At 43.4% G+C, this 19,378-nt stretch carries 20 protein-coding genes; 6 read left to right on the top strand and 14 right to left on the bottom strand.

All coding sequences use genetic code 11. The features are described 5' to 3' along the window. Positions 1–12: 12 nt before the first annotated feature. On the bottom strand, positions 13–612 hold the full coding sequence (locus FAM09_RS18095; protein WP_136578551.1) for an acyltransferase: 600 nt from the start codon (positions 610–612) through the stop codon (positions 13–15). A 189-nt stretch (positions 613–801) separates the two neighbouring features. Between FAM09_RS18095 and FAM09_RS18090 the strand changes: the two genes are divergently transcribed. Continuing rightward, complete coding sequence (locus tag FAM09_RS18090) at positions 802–1,809, top strand: aldo/keto reductase (RefSeq protein WP_136578550.1); 1,008 nt, start codon at positions 802–804, stop codon at positions 1,807–1,809. Positions 1,810–1,831: 22 nt separating this feature from the next. Here FAM09_RS18090 and paaI read toward each other — a convergent pair whose 3' ends face one another. From paaI to paaA, 6 genes are all read right to left on the bottom strand, one after another. Continuing rightward, positions 1,832–2,254: a hydroxyphenylacetyl-CoA thioesterase PaaI gene (paaI, locus tag FAM09_RS18085; RefSeq protein WP_166437196.1), complete on the bottom strand. Its 423-nt coding sequence runs from the start codon at positions 2,252–2,254 to the stop codon at positions 1,832–1,834. 83 nt (positions 2,255–2,337) lie between these two features. Then, positions 2,338–3,114 carry an enoyl-CoA hydratase-related protein gene (locus tag FAM09_RS18080; protein WP_136578548.1) on the bottom strand — a complete coding sequence of 259 codons (777 nt, stop codon included), beginning with the start codon at positions 3,112–3,114 and terminating at the stop codon, positions 2,338–2,340. 44 nt (positions 3,115–3,158) lie between these two features. Continuing rightward, entirely contained in the window at positions 3,159–3,674 is a 516-nt protein-coding gene (gene paaD / locus FAM09_RS18075) for a 1,2-phenylacetyl-CoA epoxidase subunit PaaD (RefSeq protein ID WP_136578547.1), read from the bottom strand. 37 nt (positions 3,675–3,711) lie between these two features. Next, positions 3,712–4,503, bottom strand: coding sequence for a 1,2-phenylacetyl-CoA epoxidase subunit PaaC (paaC, locus tag FAM09_RS18070; protein ID WP_136578546.1), 792 nt, complete (start codon positions 4,501–4,503; stop codon positions 3,712–3,714). 32 nt (positions 4,504–4,535) lie between these two features. Continuing rightward, a complete protein-coding gene (gene paaB, locus FAM09_RS18065) occupies positions 4,536–4,931 on the bottom strand; it encodes a 1,2-phenylacetyl-CoA epoxidase subunit PaaB (RefSeq protein ID WP_136578545.1) in 396 nt (131 codons plus the stop codon). A 106-nt stretch (positions 4,932–5,037) separates the two neighbouring features. Continuing rightward, positions 5,038–6,009, bottom strand: a complete 972-nt coding sequence (gene paaA, locus FAM09_RS18060; protein ID WP_243751711.1) for a 1,2-phenylacetyl-CoA epoxidase subunit PaaA — start codon at positions 6,007–6,009, stop codon at positions 5,038–5,040. A 434-nt stretch (positions 6,010–6,443) separates the two neighbouring features. On the opposite strand from paaA, the gene FAM09_RS18055 reads away from it, so the two are divergent. Further along, positions 6,444–6,851: a hypothetical protein gene (locus FAM09_RS18055; RefSeq protein WP_243751710.1), complete on the top strand. Its 408-nt coding sequence runs from the start codon at positions 6,444–6,446 to the stop codon at positions 6,849–6,851. Between the two features lie 125 nt (positions 6,852–6,976). Here FAM09_RS18055 and FAM09_RS18050 read toward each other — a convergent pair whose 3' ends face one another. The 7 genes from FAM09_RS18050 to FAM09_RS18020 all read right to left on the bottom strand — a co-directional run bounded on the left by FAM09_RS18050 (position 6,977) and on the right by FAM09_RS18020 (position 15,330). Then, on the bottom strand, positions 6,977–8,248 hold the full coding sequence (locus FAM09_RS18050; RefSeq protein ID WP_136578544.1) for an efflux RND transporter periplasmic adaptor subunit: 1,272 nt from the start codon (positions 8,246–8,248) through the stop codon (positions 6,977–6,979). 8 nt (positions 8,249–8,256) lie between these two features. Beyond that, positions 8,257–9,516: an efflux RND transporter periplasmic adaptor subunit gene (locus tag FAM09_RS18045; RefSeq protein ID WP_243751709.1), complete on the bottom strand. Its 1,260-nt coding sequence runs from the start codon at positions 9,514–9,516 to the stop codon at positions 8,257–8,259. An 8-nt stretch (positions 9,517–9,524) separates the two neighbouring features. After that, on the bottom strand, positions 9,525–10,784 hold the full coding sequence (locus FAM09_RS18040) for a TolC family protein (protein ID WP_136578542.1): 1,260 nt from the start codon (positions 10,782–10,784) through the stop codon (positions 9,525–9,527). Between the two features lie 76 nt (positions 10,785–10,860). Next, positions 10,861–12,798, bottom strand: a complete 1,938-nt coding sequence (locus FAM09_RS31430) for an efflux RND transporter permease subunit (RefSeq protein ID WP_136578541.1) — start codon at positions 12,796–12,798, stop codon at positions 10,861–10,863. 4 nt (positions 12,799–12,802) lie between these two features. Beyond that, positions 12,803–14,083 (bottom strand): efflux RND transporter permease subunit, encoded by a 1,281-nt coding sequence (locus FAM09_RS31425; protein WP_136578540.1) that lies wholly within the window; start codon positions 14,081–14,083, stop codon positions 12,803–12,805. Positions 14,084–14,140: 57 nt separating this feature from the next. Then, positions 14,141–14,752, bottom strand: a complete 612-nt coding sequence (locus tag FAM09_RS18025) for a DUF3347 domain-containing protein (protein WP_136578539.1) — start codon at positions 14,750–14,752, stop codon at positions 14,141–14,143. 185 nt (positions 14,753–14,937) lie between these two features. After that, complete coding sequence (locus FAM09_RS18020) at positions 14,938–15,330, bottom strand: HYC_CC_PP family protein (protein ID WP_136578538.1); 393 nt, start codon at positions 15,328–15,330, stop codon at positions 14,938–14,940. Between the two features lie 374 nt (positions 15,331–15,704). Here FAM09_RS18020 and FAM09_RS18015 point away from each other — a divergent pair, with 374 nt between their 5' ends. The 4 genes from FAM09_RS18015 to FAM09_RS18000 all read left to right on the top strand — a co-directional run bounded on the left by FAM09_RS18015 (position 15,705) and on the right by FAM09_RS18000 (position 19,284). Beyond that, positions 15,705–16,724: a sensor histidine kinase gene (locus FAM09_RS18015; protein ID WP_166437195.1), complete on the top strand. Its 1,020-nt coding sequence runs from the start codon at positions 15,705–15,707 to the stop codon at positions 16,722–16,724. Between the two features lie 11 nt (positions 16,725–16,735). Continuing rightward, the gene (locus tag FAM09_RS18010; protein ID WP_136578536.1) at positions 16,736–17,434 is read left to right on the top strand and encodes a LytR/AlgR family response regulator transcription factor; all 699 of its coding nucleotides are present in this window, start codon (positions 16,736–16,738) and stop codon (positions 17,432–17,434) included. Between the two features lie 239 nt (positions 17,435–17,673). Then, complete coding sequence (locus FAM09_RS18005) at positions 17,674–18,027, top strand: hypothetical protein (protein ID WP_136578535.1); 354 nt, start codon at positions 17,674–17,676, stop codon at positions 18,025–18,027. 501 nt (positions 18,028–18,528) lie between these two features. Further along, entirely contained in the window at positions 18,529–19,284 is a 756-nt protein-coding gene (locus FAM09_RS18000) for a DUF6089 family protein (protein ID WP_136578534.1), read from the top strand. Positions 19,285–19,378 lie beyond the last annotated feature (94 nt).

The raw sequence follows: 19,378 nt of genomic DNA, 5'->3' as shown, positions 1-19,378 counted from the left end.
TCAGTTGACGAGTCAGTAACTCCCCTTAATCTCCTTCCACGTCTTATAAAGCGCGCTCTGTTCAGGCCTGTCGGCAGGTATTTCTCTCAAAGGCTCACAAGGCCCCCAATCCCCATTCATTTCTCCCGGCAACATCTGGTACAATCGCGTGCCATCCGTTTTCCATTGTATCATTTCATCCGATACCTCTTTTATGATCTTTGCCGGATTGCCAACCAGTAAACTACGCGCAGGGACCTTTTCATCGGCTTTTATAAAACTAAGTGCGCCTACGATACATTCATCACCCAACTCTACATTATCCATGATCACGCTGTTCATTCCTACCAGGCAATTCCGGCCAATCGTTGCACCATGGATCACCGCGCCATGACCAATATGCGCACTTTCTTTCAACAAAACCGTAACACCCGGAAACATATGAATGGTGCAATTCTCCTGCACATTACAGCCATCTTCAATAACAATACCGCCCCAATCACCACGAATAGCGGCTCCTGGTCCCACATACACGTTTTTTCCAATAATAACATTACCGGTAACTGCAGCTTGCGGATGAATAAAGGATGACGGATGAATTACAGGTATAAAACCTTTAAATGAATAGATCATACGCCTGAGTCTTTTACCAAAGATAGTTGGGTTGGCAGTAATGAAACAACCTTATTTATCGTTTGGAAAAATTAATATATCATTAAATTAATATAATCCGCTTTGTTTGAATTTTACAATTAATGGTTTGAAATAGACAATCAGGCGGTTGTTTGTTCGGGTTAAATTTGTTTCTTAAACATAATCTTTATGAAATACAGAAATCTTGGCAATACAGGTGTTCAGCTTTCGGCTATCGGACTCGGCTGTATGGGAATGAGTTTTGCCTATGGCCCACGTAATGATGAAGAATCTATCGCAACTTTGAATAAGGCATTGGATTTAGGAATAAATTTTTGGGACACGGCTGACATGTATGGTTTTGGTCATAATGAAGAACTGATCTCAAAAGTGTTGGTGCCTAATAGAAGTAAAGTATTTATCGCTACTAAATTTGGTTTCAGACAAACGGAAGGAGCAACTTCTAATTTTGCCGGTACTTCCGCTACTTATTTCGATGGCTCGCCTGCTTACCTGAAGACAGCCGTTGAAAAAAGTTTACAACGCCTGGGCATAGATACCATCGATCTGTATTATGCGCATCGCATTGATCCCAAAGTTCCCGTTGAGGATATGGTAGGCGCCATGGCCGGCCTGGTGAAAGAAGGCAAAGTTCGTTACCTGGGATTATCCGAAGCTTCTGCCCAAACCATTCGTAAAGCACATGCCGTACATCCCATAACGGCTTTGCAAAGCGAATACTCCTTGCTTACCCGCGAAGTTGAAGGCGAGATCCTGAATACGGTTCGCGAACTCGGTATTACGTTTGTGCCTTATAGCCCATTGGCAAGAGGGTTGGTTACCGCAACTGTACCTGATAAAGACAGTTTGCCCAGCGACGATTACCGCAGAACCTTACCCCGGTTTAATGCCGAACACTGGGAAAACAACCAGCAATTGGTAAACGAGTTTGCTGATCTGGCTGCGCAGAAAAATTGCACGCCGGCTCAACTGGCGTTGGCCTGGGTATTAGCGCAAGGCGATGACATCATTCCTATTCCCGGTACGAAAAAAAGAAAGTACCTCGAAGAAAATGCTGCTGCAGTAGAAATAATTTTAAGTAAAGTTGAATTACAAAACATTGAAAACCTGATCAGCAAGTATCCGAATATTGGGAACCGGTATAGCGAAGGCGCTTTAAAACTGGTTAATCATTAATAGCTACAAACCGAATGGATCATCAAACGTTCCATTCGGTTTCTTTCCTGAATACAGTGCCTTTGAAAAGCGCGGCCAGTTCACCACTTTCTTTTTCAATACGCACATCGTAAATAGCAATTTTATTACCGCGACTTTTTTCTTCTGCCGTTGCAATAATAACCTCGCCCGCTTTTAGCGGTTTAATGTGAGAAATAGCTGTTTCAACCGAAACAGCCTGTCGGCCATGACTGTTTGAAGCAAATGCAAGTGCGCTGTCGGCCAGGGAATAACTGATGCCGCCATGAGCGATCTCAAAACCATTGCACATTTCAGGGCGGATGGTCATCTTTAACTTACAAAAGCCATCTTTTTCTTCCAGCCTTTCAATGCCCAGCCATTGGCTGAAATAGTCTTTGTGCATCATGGTATCAATAATGGCTGTGGCTTTTGATTTAGCTGACATAATTATAATTTAAGTAGGGTCATGCGCAAGGGCGAAGCTTACTCCTTTATTGTAAAGTAGCCGTTGTTGAGGCGATATCATTTTTACTCGCCTTTAAATTGCGGCGCCCGTTTTTCCAGGAAGGATTGAATACCTTCTTTGAAATCGTTGGTATTTGCCGCCTTTTGCTGAAACTCGTCTTCCAGTTGTAATTGCTGCTCCAGGTTATTGGTCATGGAATTGCCGAGTACATGTTTGATATAGGCCAATCCTTTTGTTGGCATTTGAGCCAATGTAACAGCTATCTTTTTACTTTCATTCACAAAATCATCGTCCGGGAACACTTTATATATCATACCCATTTGCTCGGCCTGCGGAGCGGCGATCTTATCACCCAGCATCATCAAAGCGCTTGCTTTTTGCCAGCCGATCAACCGGGGTAGCATATACGTACCACCACTGTCGGGAACCAAACCCAGCTTTGAAAATGCCTGAATGAACGATGCCGACTGTGTTGCTACCACTATATCGCAAGCCAATGCAATATTAGCGCCAGCGCCTGCAGCCACCCCATTAACTGCTGCCACTACGGGTTTTTGCAAATTGCGTATACGGGCAATGATGGGATTGTAATGTTCGCTCAGGATCCGTTGCATACCGGGGCCTTGCGGATCAACTACCTCTGCCAGGTCTTGCCCTGCACAAAATCCTTTACCGGCGCCAGTGATATACACACAACGGATATTTTTTGTGGAAGCGCATTCATCGAGCTTTTGTTGCAACAGCAAAGCCATTTCGCGGTTAAAAGAATTCAACTTGTCGGGCCGGTTCAACGTAATAGTGGCAATTCCTCCTTCAATCGTAAAAAGAATAGGCAGCATATAATTCAATTATTTAAGCAGAATAATGTATGATCGGAAAGTTATTAATAGCATTTAAAATAGTCGAACGGTTCCTGGCAATCATTACACTGGAACAGCGCCTTGCAGGCGGTTGATCCAAATTCACTGATCCGGCGGGTATTGTACGAGTTGCAATGCGGACATTGAACCGCTTCGTCTTCGGCAAATAGCTGGGTATTGCAAACCTGTTGTTTCGGATTTGGCGGTGCAATACCATAAGCTTTTAATTTTTGCTTTCCAGATTCGGTCATCCAGTCGGTTGTCCAGGCAGGTGATAGTACGGTAGTGATCTGCACATTTTTATAATCATGTTGTAACAATACCATGCGGATATTCATGCGAATTACATCCATGGCCGGGCAGCCGGAATATGTTGGGGTAACAACCACTTCAACTTCTTCTTCTCCATCTTTCCTGGTTATTTTAACGTCCCTTATTATTCCCAGGTCAATAACAGATAACACAGGCACTTCCGGATCACATACCTCTTCCAGTATTGACCATATTTTCTGTACCGATATGTTTTCTGTTGTATTCATTGTCTATTGCCTATTGGTCCTGAGCGGAGTCGAAGGGCTACCATTCAGAACCGGGGTAAGCACGTTGCATAGATTGCAATTCAGCTAATATAAAACCCAATTGTTCAGTATGCACGCCTTCTTTTCCGCCGCTTTGCATCCAGCCGCCTTCGCGACCACTGGTTGGAATGGTGGCTTCTGCAAAAATTTCATTTACCCGTTGTTCCCATTCGGTTTTTAATGTGCTTACGTCAACGCCAATACCTGCTTTGGCTGCTTCCAGTTCGTACCCGGCGGGCATAAATAATTCACCGGTGAACATCCACAATTCATCAAGTGCATTCAATAGGCGGTCATGACTTTCTTCCGTTCCATCGCCTAATCGTATCACCCATTCACTGCTCCATCGAACATGGTAGGTCACTTCTTTCAACGACTTTTCTGCAATGGCTGCCAGCGTGGCATCGGGTGATTGTTGTAAGCGTTGGTATAATAAAAATTGATAGGTGCTAAAAAAGAATTGCCGCAAAATAGTTTGCGCCCAATCGCCATTTGGCTGTTCGGCCAACAAACAATTTTTATATTCGCGACTGTCGCGCAGGTAAGCGAGGGTATCTTCGGAGGCCGCTTGCTTTCCCTCGCTGGCAGGGGAACCAGAACCATTGATCAACTCGGCGGCGTATTGATATAAACTCCTTGCCTGGCCAATGAGGTCAAGCGAAATGTTGGTGATGGCAATATCCTGTTCCAGCACCGGTCCATGCCCGCACCACTCACTGTTGCGTTGCGCCAGAATGAGGGCATTGTCGGCGAGATGGAGGGTGTAGTTATATGTAATTTCGTTTGTCATTATAAAAGGAGTTAGGAATTTGGGATCAGGAATTACATATGCGTCAACTCATCGGGTAAATCATAAAACGTGGGATGCCGGTATACTTTGTCATTGGCCGGTTCATATAACGAAGCGGCTTCATCGGGGCTGGAAGCATGAATGTATTTACTTTCCACCACCCAAATGCTTATGCCTTCCATGCGACGGGTATAAACATCGCGTGCATTTTCAATGGCCATTTGCGCATCGGCGGCATGCAGGCTGCCTACATGTTTATGATCGATGCCTTGTTTGCTGCGGATGAACACTTCCCATAATGGCCAGTCTGCACCGGCCCCCTGCTCCTCTTTATTAGCACCGGTTTTGCGTTGATTATTTTTCACTCCACCGCCGCCCTGGTCTTCGGGTATATCACCGTAATAATATTTTGTCAGCCGTATATTCATGTACAATCGTTTTAAAATTTCCTGAAATTCTTTGCCATTCTTGCTTCAACTGTTTTTTTCGCGTGTATTTTTCTTACATCCTGCTTCTTACTTCCCTTTCATTACCTCACGCGATTTGTTTCTCCTGCCTCGCCTTTCTTTTCTCTGCATATACACTGGCGGCTTCTCTAACCCAGGCGCCTTCATCCCAGGCTTTCCGCCGCGCATCGAGGCGCTGTTTATTACAAGGTCCATTCCCTTTCACTACGTTCCAGAATTCCGTCCAGTTAATTTCACCAAAGTCGTAATGTTTGGCTTGCTCATTCCATTTCAAATGAGGATCGGGCAACGTCATATTCAACACTTTCACCTGCTCTGCGATCATATCAACAAACTTTTGTCGCAGTTCATCGTTGCTCATGCGCTTTATTTTCCATTGGGTGCTTTGCTCGCTGTGTGTTGATTCGCTATCGTGCGGACCAAACATCATGAGCGAAGGCCACCACCAGCGATTGATGGAATCCTGGCACATGGCTCGCTGTTCAGCCGTACCTTTCGATAAGGCTAATAAGATATCGAATCCCTGCCGTTGGTGAAAACTTTCTTCTTTACATATGCGCACCATTGCGCGTGCATACGGACCATAAGAAGTACGGCACAACATCACCTGGTTTAAAATAGCAGCTCCGTCAACCAGCCAGCCAATAGCGCCAATGTCGCCCCAGGTAAGCGTGGGATAATTAAAAATTGAAGAATATTTTGCTTTTCCGCTATGCAGATCGTTTATGGTTTGTTCGCGGGTAGTACCAAGCGTTTCCGCAGCCGAATACAGGTACAGGCCATGACCAGCCTCGTCCTGCACCTTGGCCAGCAAAATAGCCTTCCGTTTCAGGCTGGGCGCCCGGCTGATCCAGTTGCCTTCGGGCAACATACCAACAATTTCGCTGTGGGCATGCTGGGAGATCTGCCTGACCAGGGTTTTCCGATACGCATCAGGCATCCAATCCTTTGGTTCGATCTTGATTTCCTGTTCAATTTTAGATAGAAAGATTTTTTCTAATTCCTGCACCGACATGGGATACATTTTTAGTGGTACCAAAGATAATTATATTTGTCATAAAAGCTAACAATCGTTAGCGCACTTATTAAAGTATATTTTCAGCCGGAAGGTGTGAAAAAGGAGATAATCACCCAGGAAAGTGTTACTAAATTATTAACTACATGCCTTTTACACTGCCTGAAAATGGGTTGGGCATCATGCGCCTGTTTTTATGAAACCCGCTCCTGTTGGGGGGTTTAACATTTCATACAGGGTTTTAGCATCCTATAAATGCAGTAGAGTTGATTTTTGCAGCAGTGAATTCCGCTATATGTTTGCATTACGAAACGCAACAAACACCAAATGAGGTGTTACCTTAAAAAAGAAGTTGCTCCCTCTTTCGAAAAGACGTACGAATTGCCTGCCTGCCACGATTGCGATCCCATAGTAATTATTAGAACAGAATTATCAAAAAATCTATAAAATACACGTTTATGAAAAAGGCAATGAGGAATTACGGAATTATCGCTATCGCTTTAATCGCTTTTACCTTCGCATTCTCTAACGCTACCTTAGCTAATGAAGATGCACCAACCAATCACGTTACAGAATTAAAATTCATCGGAAATAAAGAAAATCAGCCTGTATTTCAACTGAACCTGACCAATACCATAGTGGATGAGTACACAATTACTTTCCGCGATGAGTATGGTAATGTTCTGTACACTGAAAGATTCAAAGGAGCTAACCTTTCTAAAAAGTTCTTATTAAAAGCTGAAGACTTTGGTGATACTTCTCTGAATGTAGTAGTAAAATCGAAAAACAGCAATTCTACTGAAGTTTATAAGATCAACAGAAGCCACAGCTATGTTGAAGAAACTGTAGTAAACAAAGTAAAATAAGCAACTACGTCCAGCCATTCAACAATTTAATAGTGTTTTCACAATAAAGAGGCTGCATCAATGATGCAGCCTCTTTTTATTCGGGTACACAAATCTCAAAAAAGTACACCGGCTAAAAATTCTCTCTAATGCTTGTGTCCTTCCATAGGCTCTGATCCATTTTTGAAGATGTACTCACTGTTCAGCAGATAAGCGCCGGTTACTACCACCACATCTCCATTTTGCAATCCCGATTTAATTTCAATACGATCACCACTTTCCAAGCCAGTCTCCACCATCTTTCTTTTATAAGTATTATTGCCCGTTTGCACCCATACCATAGCCATTTGTCCATCGCGCAATACGGCATCAACGGGTAGCGTAGTGGTATTGCCAGTGTTGCCGCCTTTTAATAGTACATAAGCAGGCATCCCGGGTTTTAACTGATTGCCCGTATTCGGTATTGATACACGCAACAAATTGATGCGGGTATCGGCGCTTATTTCAGGATTGGCAAATGTTACCTTACCTGTTATTTCTTTTCCCGGCATATCGGGTAGTTGCACGGTGGCCACCCCCTTGTAATCTATAGAAGACAGTTGTGATGCATACACCTGTGCCTCCGCCCATAGTGTCGACAGATCGGCCAGTTTTACAACCACGCCACCTTCCATTACATATTGCCCTTCTTTTACCGGTAACTCGGTAACATATCCTGTAGCCGTACTGTAAAATGCAGTTAATGGTGAATACTGCTTTGTCTTTGCAAGTGCATCAATCTGCGATTCGCTTACGCCCCAGAGCATCAGTTTGTTTTTGGCGCTTTGCAATAATTGTTTGAAGTCGATGATGGAATTGTCAAGCGTTTGTTGCCGTTCCAGTGCCGCGAGGTATTCCTGTTTGGCGGTGTTCAATTCTTCACTATACAGATCAAATAAGTGATCGCCTTTTTTTACAAAGTCCCCGGCATTTTTATAATATAACCTGTCGATGCGACCGGTAACACGAGCACTCACCGTATTCACTTTCATTTCATCAAAATTGAGGGTGGCCGTCAGTACCACTTTATCGCCCATTAAAGCGCGGCCAAGGGTATCGGTTTGAATATTGCCCAATTGTATCTGCTCATCGCTGAGCATGATTTCGTCTTTAGGTTGGTTTGATTTATTTACGGGAATTAAATCCATGTGACAAATAGGACAGGTGCCAGGTTTTTCCTGCATGATCTGCGGGTGCATGGAGCAGGTATAATACGTATCGGACTTTGCTGTGTCGGCTGGCTTTTTTCCTTTGCAGGCAGCCAGCATCAGCAAAGCGAAATATGCTGAATAGAGAACAAGACGTTGAAGGGTGCGACGCAACGGAAGTTGAACCGTATTCCTGCTGCCGGCACCATAATTAAAATTATTCTGTTGCATAATTTCTTCTATTGTTTCACTTTAATAAAACTCTCACTATCTACCAGGTATTGGGCATTGGCAGCCACTTCATCTTCTTCTGACAAGCCATTTAATACCTGTATCAAATGATTATTTACAATACCTGCTTCAATTTTATGGGCAATGAATGCATCATCCTTTTTTATAAAAACAGCTTTATCGAGGCCCAACGTTAAAACAGCTTCTTCGGGTAACCATCGGGCTGAGCGGGCGCCGGCAAAAATGGTAGCCTTTACCTGGCTGCCGATGGGTATGCCCATATTCGGGTTATCAAAATACACCCGGGCTGTAGCCGTTTTGCTATCTGGCCTGTAAAACGGTTCAATAAAATTAATGGCCGCCCTGAAATCCTTGTCGGGAGCGGTTTCCGGTGTTATACGCACTTTATCGCCCACTTTAACCATGCCCGCCTGTCCAGAAAACACATTCAGCACGGCCCATGCTTTGGAAGGATTGTAAATGACAAACAAATTCTGCCCTTTTGTTACATACATCCCTTCTTTTAATGGCAATTCTTCCGTGATCAGCGAAACGTCTTTCATTCCCGTTTGCGCCTGGGGTTGCATGGCTTCTGCAGCACTGCTTTCATGAATGTGACCGCTGTATGCGCTGAAGATAGATACAGTAAGTACAGGCTTCCCGCTTCTTATAACTTGCTCCAATTGCTGATTACTCATACCAAGCAATGCCAGCTTTTGGCGCGCGGCGGCAATGAGCACCTGGTTATCAGCATCATGTTGTAACAGGAAGAGCAGGTTTTGTTGCGCTGTTAACAGTTCAGGGCTGTATAAGTCCATTATTTTTTGCCCTTTATTTACTTTCTGAAACCGGTACTTTACATACAACTTTTCAATACGGCCCGAAACGTTTGAAGAAACCGTTCCTGCCTGCCGTGTATCATAGGTAATAAATCCGTAGGTGGTTATCTCTACCGGTTCATCACGCTCCTGAATATGTACCGTAGGTATAGACGAAAGCACATACTGGTTCGAAGGGCGCAACAGATCGTTTAATGTAACATCATTTACTTTTTCGCCGGTTGCCGATTTCTTCACCAGGTCCATACCACAAACAGGACAACTGCCCGGTTTGTCTTTAATAATTTGAGGGTGCATGGGACAGGTGTATGTTTCCTGAACAACAGCCTGCTGAGTGGGTTGATGCTTACCAGACTCTTTGCATCCCAAAGCAACAACAAGTAGCATCCAGGCGGCAATTAAAAACCATCGACTTTTAATATCATGCATAACTAATATCATTTAATCTCAAGGACCTTCTCCAATTCAGCTTGTAATAACAGTGCTGTCTTTATTTGGTCCAGGTATTCTAATTGTGTCATGTTTAATGCTTCCCAGGCATCGAACAATTCAAATAGTTCTTCGGTGTTTTGCTCGTAGCCCAACTGCATGGTTTGGAAATTCTTTCGCAAGGCCGGTACAATCTGCGTTTCATATAATCGCATCTGTTTCTTTTTTGTTTCAAGCTCTGCCTTGGCTGAACCTGCCATTCCCGCTGCCTCGTTCAGGATCATTTGCTGTTGGCTTCTCAATGATTCATTTTGCCATACCAGGCTTTCGGCTTTTGCCTTGTTCATTTTCGAAGACCATTTTGCCAATGGCAACTTTACCATGCCCATTACTGTAAACTGACTGGGTTGTGTGCTAAGCCCGATCATGTGGTCGTACCTAATACCAAACTCCGGTTTCAGCTTGGCCAGCTCTGCATTTCGTTGCAGGTTGTTCACTTCAATATTTCGTTGCAGCACCTGAATGTCGCTGCGCCTGCTTATGAGGGAAACAGAATCGAGCATAGAAGCCGGGAAGTCTTTCCAGGTATAGAGCGTGTCAACAGCCAATGGCTGGTCGGTTTTCCGGTACATAAGGTTGTTCAGCAGGATGCGCTTTTGTCGCATATCGTTTTCGAGCATCAACTTCATGTTTTCTATATTGGCCAGCGCTGCTTTGGCTTTATAATAGGCGCTGATCTTTCCCAAGCCGTTCTTATATCGTATTTCAGCGCTTTTGATCATAAAATCCAAAATGCGGCTGCCTTCATCCAGCACCGATTGCTTTTTAAGCAACAGTACCCATTCATAGTAATTCTTTTTGGCAGCGTATAACAACTCATTCAATACCACGTTCCGCTTTTCGGTTTCTACCTTCGACATAGATCGCATCCAGGCGGCTTCTGCATCCTGTTTTTTTCGATTAGGGAACATCTGCTGCGCAGAGATCATGAAAAAGCCCATGCCTTCCTTCATCATAGCCTTATCGGCTTTTATCTCTTTCGTGTTATACGGCGTCATAAACAAACCGGCGCCCCCCTCCGGCGGCATCCAACTGTAAGCGCCTTTGGCAGCTTCATTAATAGCGCGTGCTTCTGACTCATACATTTTTAACCCCGGGTTGTTTTTCTCAACCGTTGTTAAAATATCGTGCAACGACATGGGAGTTTGCGCCTGCAAGGTTATCAATAAACCAAGCGATATTCCAGTTGATAATAGTTCTTTAATCATAATAATATCCTCCGATTTATTATCGTGAAACAGCAAACGTGAAATAACCTTTTCTCGTTTCACTTCATGATTGCCATCAATGCTTTGCCTCTAACACATCGATCTTACCATGCTTGCGTAACTCATATTCCTTCGCCATTAAAAAAATCAACGGAGTAACCAATAAAATGTGTGTTGCAGAAGTGAGCACGCCGCCCACCATTGGCAATACGATCGGCTTCATTACATCACTGCCAACACCGTGACTCCATAAAATGGGAACCAGCGCAAATAGCGACACACACACGGTCATTATTTTTGGTCGCAGCCTTTTTGCAGCGCCGGCAATCACATATTCCCGCAAGTCGTCCCGGGTGATGACCTCCCTGGAGTTTCCTTTCCTGGCAACCAGTTGCTGCATGGCATCATTCAAATAGATAACCATTACAATTCCCGTTTCTACGGCAAGTCCAAACAAAGCGATGAACCCAACGGCAACCGCAACTGATAAATTCACATCCCAGATCCAGATCATATATGCGCCACCAATCAAGGCGAAAGGGATAGTGATAAGGCTGAGAAATGCTTCGCGTGCAGAATTAAAAGCGAAATACATTGAAATAAAAATTATCAGCAGCACCACCGGTAAGATCAGTTTTAAAGTACGTTCACTACGGATCAGGTTTTCGTATTGACCGCTCCATTCCAAATAATACCCTTTGGGAAGTTTGCTGATCATGGCATTCAACTTTTCGCGTGCCTCGGTTACGGTGCTTCCTAAATCTCTTTCGCGCACATTGAACAATACCGTACCGCGTAACATGGCATTTTCTGAATTGATCATCGGCGGCCCTTCCGCAATGGTTACATCGGCTACTGCCTCCAAAGGAACAGGACCATAATTCATCGTTTGCACCTGCAATCGTTTTAATGCGGTGAGGTTATTTCGAAAGTCCTGACCAAACCGGGCATTAACCGAGAAACGTTGCCGGCCCTCCACGGTAGTGGTCAACTTCATACCGCCTAAAGCAATTTCAATAACCCGGTTTACATCATCAACGCTTAATCCATACCGGCTTATCTCATCGCGTTTAATATGAATATCGATGTATTTGCCACCGGTAATGGGCTCAACATACAGGTCTTTAATGCCGTCGATGCCTTGCAGTTGCTTTTTGATGGTTTCGGCGAATGCATAAATGGTATCCAGATTTTGTCCATATACTTTTACGCCCACATCCGTACGAATACCGGTCGATAACATATTGATGCGGTTGATGATGGGTTGTGTCCAGCCATTGGTTACACCAGGTATTTGCAGTTTATTATTCAGTTCATTAATGATATCGTTCTTTGTTATGCCGGGTCGCCATTCTGCTTGTGGCTTCAGCAGTATTATGGTTTCAATCATGCTGATGGGCGAATTATCTGTTGCGGTATTGGCGCGACCTGCTTTTCCCAATACATTCTTTACTTCCGGTACTGTTTTAATGATCTTGTCCTGCACCTGTAGTATTCGCTTTACTTCACTGTTCGATACATCGGGCAAAGTAACCGGCATAAACAACAGGGACCCCTCATCGAGCGGCGGCATAAATTCGCGTCCCAGGCTCAGCAGGAGGGGAATACTAATGGCCAGCGCGATAATGTTCACTGCAATAGTTGTCTTGCGCCATTTTATACAACCCCGTATCACAGGTTCATATACCCGCTCCAACAGCCGGTTTACCGGGTTAGCGGTTTCTGGCCGGAAGCGTCCTTTCATGAAGAAAGTGATCAGTACAGGTGCTAGCGTCACTACAAGCAGGGCATCTACCACCATGATGAATGTTTTGGTGTAGGCCAGCGGGTGGAACAATTTTCCTTCCTGCCCCGTTAGCAAGAACACCGGCAAGAACGACGTAATGATAATGATGGTTGAAAAGAAAACGCCCCGTGAAACCTGCTTACAAGCTTTTTCTATTATCTGCATCCGCACCAGTTCAGGGATCCTGTATTTATCCTTTCCGGTTATTTTGTTAAATAGTTTCGTCATTGGATCATGATTTTTCGCTTTGCTGCTGCTGGTATTCGGCCAGGTGTCGATACGCATTCTCACTCATAATAATACCGTTGTCAACAATAACCCCGATTGCCAGCGCAATACCGGTTAACGACATGATATTTGATGACAGACCAATAGCATTTAATAAAATAAAACTTACAGCAATGGTGATGGGTATTTGTATGATGATGCTTAAAGCGCTTCGCCAGTGGAACAGGAAAATGATCACGATCACACATACCACCGCCATTTCTTCTATGAGCTTATTCTTCACATTTCCGATAGCGGCTTGTATCAGCTCGCTGCGATCGTACCCGGTTTTAAAGGTTACGCCATTGGGTAAGCCTTTCTCCACCTCTTTCATTTTTTCTTTTATACCGGTGATAACTTTATCGGCGTTTTCACCATAGCGCATTACTACAATGCCGCCCACTACTTCGCCCTGTCCGTTTTCATCAAAGATGCCTAACCGAAGATCGCCACCCATTTGAACAGCGCCAATATCTTTAACCCGAACAGGAATGCCATTGTAATTGCCTACGGCAATGCTTTCGAGGTCTTCCTTGTTTTTGATATATCCCAGTCCCCGAATGATATAAGCCATATCGCTCATTTCGAACTTGCGACCGCCTACATCATTATTGGCTGCTTTTACTTTGTTCATTACATCCATCAACGAAACATTGTAAAACTGCAGCTTAACAGGGTCGAGCACCAGTTGATATTGTTTTTCAAACCCGCCAAAGGAAGACACTTCAGCCACGCCGGGCACGGTTTGCAAGGCCAGTTTAATGTACCAGTCCTGCAAAGCACGCTGTTCACCCAGGTCCATTTGTTTGGCATCGAGCGTATACCAGAAAACATGCCCTACGCCGGTACCATCGGGGCCCAACGTTGGGGTGATGCCTTCGGGCAATAATCGTTGCGCATAGTTCAGGCGCTCCAGCACCCGGGTGCGCGCCCAATAGATGTCGGTATTATCTTCGAAGATCACGTACACAAAACTCATCCCGAACATGGAGGTGGCCCGCACGTTCTTCACCTTGGGAATTCCCTGCAGATTGCTTACCAGTGGATAGGTGACCTGGTCTTCTATAATTTGCGGACTGCGGCCCATCCATTCGGTAAAAACGATCACCTGGTTTTCTGAAAGATCGGGAATGGCATCAATGGGGTTCTTCTGCACATTGATAAAACCCCATACCAACAACGCCGCTGCCATCGCCAATACAATGTACCGGTTCTTTAACGACCAGGTTATTAATGATGAAATCATGGATAAATATTGAATGTAGAATATTGAATGCGGGGGGCCATCATTCGATATTCATTATTATTGTAACTCTTCTTCCACACTGCCGCACGTCATCATTTTATCGCCGAAGTAAGGGTTCTTTATTTCTTTGGTTTCGCTTAACCACATAGCACCTTTATTGTCATTAGCCATTGGGCAATGATCGTGGTACAGTGTTTTGCCGCCACCAAAGGCTTTCACCAATGCATACATGCCTTCACTAATCGATGAAAAATGTTCCCGCTGGTGTTCAATATCACCGGTACTTTTTGAAATATGTTCGGCATTTTCTTTTAACCCGGCTTCCTGCTGATCGTATACTTTTTTCTGATCGGCGCTAAGCAATGACTTGTCAAAACCCTTTAAGGCTTCAAACATATTTTTAGCAGCGCTGCCAGCTTCATTGGCATTCCCACTGGTAAGCGCGTTCTTTATCTGCAGGTAATTATCAGTTATCTTTTTGGTATGGGCAGCCACCGCTGCATCTACATTGCTGAACGAAGCTTTCACTACTTTCACTTCGGTATTTTCTTCAGCCTCAGCATGATCAGCATGTGAGGTTTCTTCTTTTTTTGCAGTTGAAGCGTTATCGCCACAAGAATAAATAATAACTGATAAGGTTGTCAATAACCCGAGAAATAGGTGTTTCATTTGCGTAATTTTTGTTGTGTTGATTTTTAATACCGGTATATAGAAAAGCAGGCTATTGCGTACAACAGGGCGCTTTTCTATGCTATAAATTTTTATAATAAATACTAAATGGAAAATAAGGTGGCATCAATATAGAATATGCCCCTGGCCCAACAGGTTGCCGGGCTTCACGAAAAGAAAGTAAATCAAATACGGAAAATACAATGGCGAATACGGAGCGGGACCAAACTTCGCGGTGGCCCATTCGATACAGGATATGCTTCGCTGATAGCTGCGGCAACCGGAGTTATAAAAGAAGGATAAGTAGTGACAACGGCTATACTAACCGGCGCTTCGGGCTGATACCGTTTTTCGCCTTTTTGATCTTTTTCTACCTGCAGCACCTGGTGTTTATCTTCGCAGCAGCCGTTCTTTTTGGTTTTCAACTTTTCCATGCCGCACTCGCCACAGGTATGCGTTTCTTTTACGGAAAAATCCCAATTTACCAGCTTGCCCATGCAATAATGCAGGTTTACCGTGGCGCCAACCGAGGTGCCCAGGTAAAAGATGGCTAATATGGAAACCAGGAACTTTTTCATTCGCTGTAAAAATATACCGTTTTTTCGGAAAGAGATTTATAAAATTCCGAAAAAAGATTACAGAATTCAAGGAAAACCCTTGCATATTCAGCGGCTAATTCATTAAATATCAATTGTTTTTAATAAGATTGCGCTTGTAGCAAATCATCCGGCAACCTCAGGCTTATCTTGATGTTTATTAATATCCGCCTTCTCAATAGCCCATATCCATTCCGGTTCCGCTCCCCCGTCTATACATTCTGTTCGCCTGCCGATACAATGAAGAATATGTAAATTCCACTTTATTTCTTTGTACAATGCCTTATTCAAGGATATCCGACGTATTTATACATCTGTTTGCGGGGTTGACCTTTTTGACCCTGCCCTTGCTTTTTATGAGCGGCCAAACTGGCAACTATGGGATCATCACCATTGTGTTGTCGATCGGGTACTGGGTATTTTGCCTCACCTATATCTTCATTTTCTATTTGAATACTTATGTACTGATCCCTCAACTGTACTTTAAGCGGAAATATTTATTCTATATCGCCATTGTGCTGGTATTGTTTGCCCTGGTTTCTTATGGCAGGCCATTTGAATTGCTTTTGCAAAACCACGGCCCAAATCATGCACCGCCTCCCTCTGAAATGTTTATGCCTGAACGCGGGGTATATGATGAACCTGGTAACGGCGGCCCGCCACAGGATCCCGGGCCAAGAAACATGCGCATCGATATTGTAAGCATATTTTTATACATCATGACCATTGCACTGGGCATGGCGTTACAGGTTACCCGCCAGTGGCGCACGTCCCTGCAGCAGATTGCCCGTGCCGAGGCAGACAAAGCACAGGCTGAATTATCCTTTTTAAAAGCACAGATCAATCCGCATTTCTTATTCAATACCCTGAACAATATTTACTCGCTCGCCGTTACCAAAAATGAAAAAACGGCCGACAGTATTATGACGCTATCGAACATTATGCGGTATGTTACAGATGATGTAATGCAGCATTTTGTTCCATTACAGTTGGAAGTTGAGTGTATCAATGATTTTATTGAATTGCAGCGCCTGCGACTGAGTAAAAAGGTAAAAGTGGATTTTACCGTAAAAGGCAAACTGGAAAATAAAACCATTGTACCTTTATTGCTGATCACTTTTGTGGAGAATGTATTTAAGTATGGGATCAGCAATCATGAAAACGCTACGATCACCATTCTATTAACCGCCGACGAACGAAGCATTACTTTTTACTGTCACAATAAGATCTTCAAGGCGGCCGGCAATCCACAACGTACCGGTATTGGCATTGCCAATGCCAAAAAAAGACTCGATCATTTGTATCCTAACAAACATTTATTGAATATTACCAACGAAAACGGTTACTTTTCCGTAGAACTGATCTTACTGGCTTAAACAGTTTCGTTATGCAATTGAAATGCGTTGCCATCGACGATGAACCTTTGGCATTAGAACTTTTACAGGAATACATCTCGCGATTTCCGCAGTTAAAATTGATGCATACGTTTGATGATGCTATTTCGGCCGTTGAACTATTACGAAATACAAAGGTAGATCTGCTGTTTATTGACATCAATATGCCTGATATTACAGGCATTGATCTGGTACGCTCTTTGCAAGAAAAGCCACTGATCATCTTCACCACAGCGCATAAACAATTTGCCATTGAAGGGTTTGAACTGAATGCCGTGGATTACCTCCTGAAGCCAATCAATATCGACCGGTTTACCAGGGCGGTACATAAAGCAATCGATTATTATAAGTATAAAACCACGCCCGCTCAGGAAGAAAACGACTGCCTGTTTGTACATGCCGAATACAGATTGGTGAAAATACAGTTGAATGATATTGAATATATCGAGAGCCTGGAAGATTATATTAAAATACATATAGCCGGGGCAAAGCCTGTATTAACCCTGATGTCGATGAAAAAAGTGTTGGAGAAATTGCCCGCTGATAAATTTCAAAGAATACATCGCAGTTATATTGTATCTGTGGCCAAAGTAAACGCTATTCAAAATAGAAAAGTACAATTAGCCGCTAGCGTAGAACTGCCCATCAGCGATAGCTATGTTAGTTTCATTAACACCTGGAAGAAGAATTGACATCAAAAAGGCCATTTCCCCGATACATTTGCCGGTTTCGTCTATAACATTATTGCATTCACTAATATTGGACCTAATTTTAGGTCTCAAGCAATTTTTGTTTATACAGAGTAGTTCTATGGATTAATTTTATAAAATCTTCTTTTCGGTAGCAACGACATGTAAGATCCGGCAACCTGATTACCCGTTGTATCGTAGTAGAAGTTAGGTCAAAAATACATCCAATAAAAATTTCCTGCATGAAGAAAATGCTTAGTCTGTCAGCCTGTGTCCTATTACTTGTAGTGTTGGTAAATGCTTGTAAAAAAGACAGCGAAAATGACACTCCGCCTGTAGATTGCAGCACCATTACTACAACGTTTTCGGGCACTGTAAGACCTTTGATGGCGTCGAGTTGTGCAAAACCCGATTGTCATGCATCCGGAAGTACCAATGGTCCGGGTGCGCTAACCAATTACACACAGATCTTTAATGCGCGGGCACAAATCCGAACAGTTGTAGCAAGTGGGCAAATGCCACAGGACGCAACTTTTTCCGCAAACCAAAAAGCCATTATTACCTGCTGGATCGATGCTGGTGCGCCTAATAACTAATAAACAGGTGCAATACGGCATCGTATGGTGTGAGTGAAATAGTAAAAAATACCGACAAGCACAATATTCGCTGCCAAACATCGTCCAATCAGAATAAAGATATTATCATAACTCGTTTTTCATGGGTGTTACTTTTAAAGTGCAAAGCTCTGTTTCTACAGGGCTTTTTTCATGTCCATTCAGTTTCAGAACACAAAAAAACAGGCCCTAAATTTTGCTCTTCTATTAAACTTTAACCTACAAACTCCTTCCTACATAATTACAAGGCGAAACAGCGAAACCAAACAATTGCTGATCAAACCTGCAAACCGGATTTTTATCTGATGATATTTTATTGATGCCGGAACTGATATTTTTTAACAATTCTTATTCACATACTATTTACTTCTTTACGTTAAAATATAAGCTATAGAATACCACTTCCACTTAAGTCAACATTTACAAAACCCAAAGCAAAAACCAATCGCATGGCCTCTTTCTACTTGATTAAACATCCTTTACATGAAAGTGAATCCCGGAAAGGCCATTGCAATTTCGTTTGTATTATGCAGCTATTTTAGTTCGGCACGCGCACAGTTAACTGTTCCTAAACATGAAATAGGATTTAGCGCAGGCCTATTTGTTTACCAGGGCGATTTAACACCTGAAGCCGCAGGTGCATTTAAATCACCCGGCATTGCGATCAATGTATTTTACAACCGCATTCTTTCCCGCTTTTTTTCATTACGAACTAACCTGGCCTATGGCAAACTAAGAGCCGATGATGGCAATTATGATAATCCCGCCTGGCGCCAACAGCGCAATTTCAGGTTTGCTGCGCGGAATACAGAAATTTCTGAACTACTGGTTTGGAATATTTTAGGTAATAACTATGGCAACAGGAAAATAATTTCTCCTTACATTTTTAGCGGGGTAGGACTTAGTTCATTGCGTATAACGCGCGACTGGAGCCAGTTCAACTATGATTATTTTGCCAGCGAAACCAAAACGCTTGAAGGATTAGCCGCAGATACAGCGCATTCCATACCCGGTACCATAGCTGTTATTCCAGTAGGTGTTGGCGTACGATATGCTATTTCAAGTAAACTCTCCATCATGGCCGAAGCTTCGCACCGGTTCACCTTCAACGATTATATTGATGGATTCAGCAAGGCATCCAATCCGGATAAAAACGATTACTATACAAATTATTCTATTGGCTTAATATACACCTTTGGAAGAAAGAACACACTCGACTGCCCGCCTATGCGCTATTGATAAGATATTGTTAGTGATGAGAACCATACACTATTTGAAAAACCAAAAAGTCCCAACGGAACTGTCGGGACTTTTTATTATGTCTCATATATTA

The sequence above is a fragment of the Niastella caeni genome (assembly GCF_004834005.1).
Taxonomy (GTDB): domain Bacteria; phylum Bacteroidota; class Bacteroidia; order Chitinophagales; family Chitinophagaceae; genus Niastella; species Niastella caeni.
Note: the sequence above shows the minus strand (reverse complement) of the source record. Positions and strands in the feature narration are given on the sequence as shown.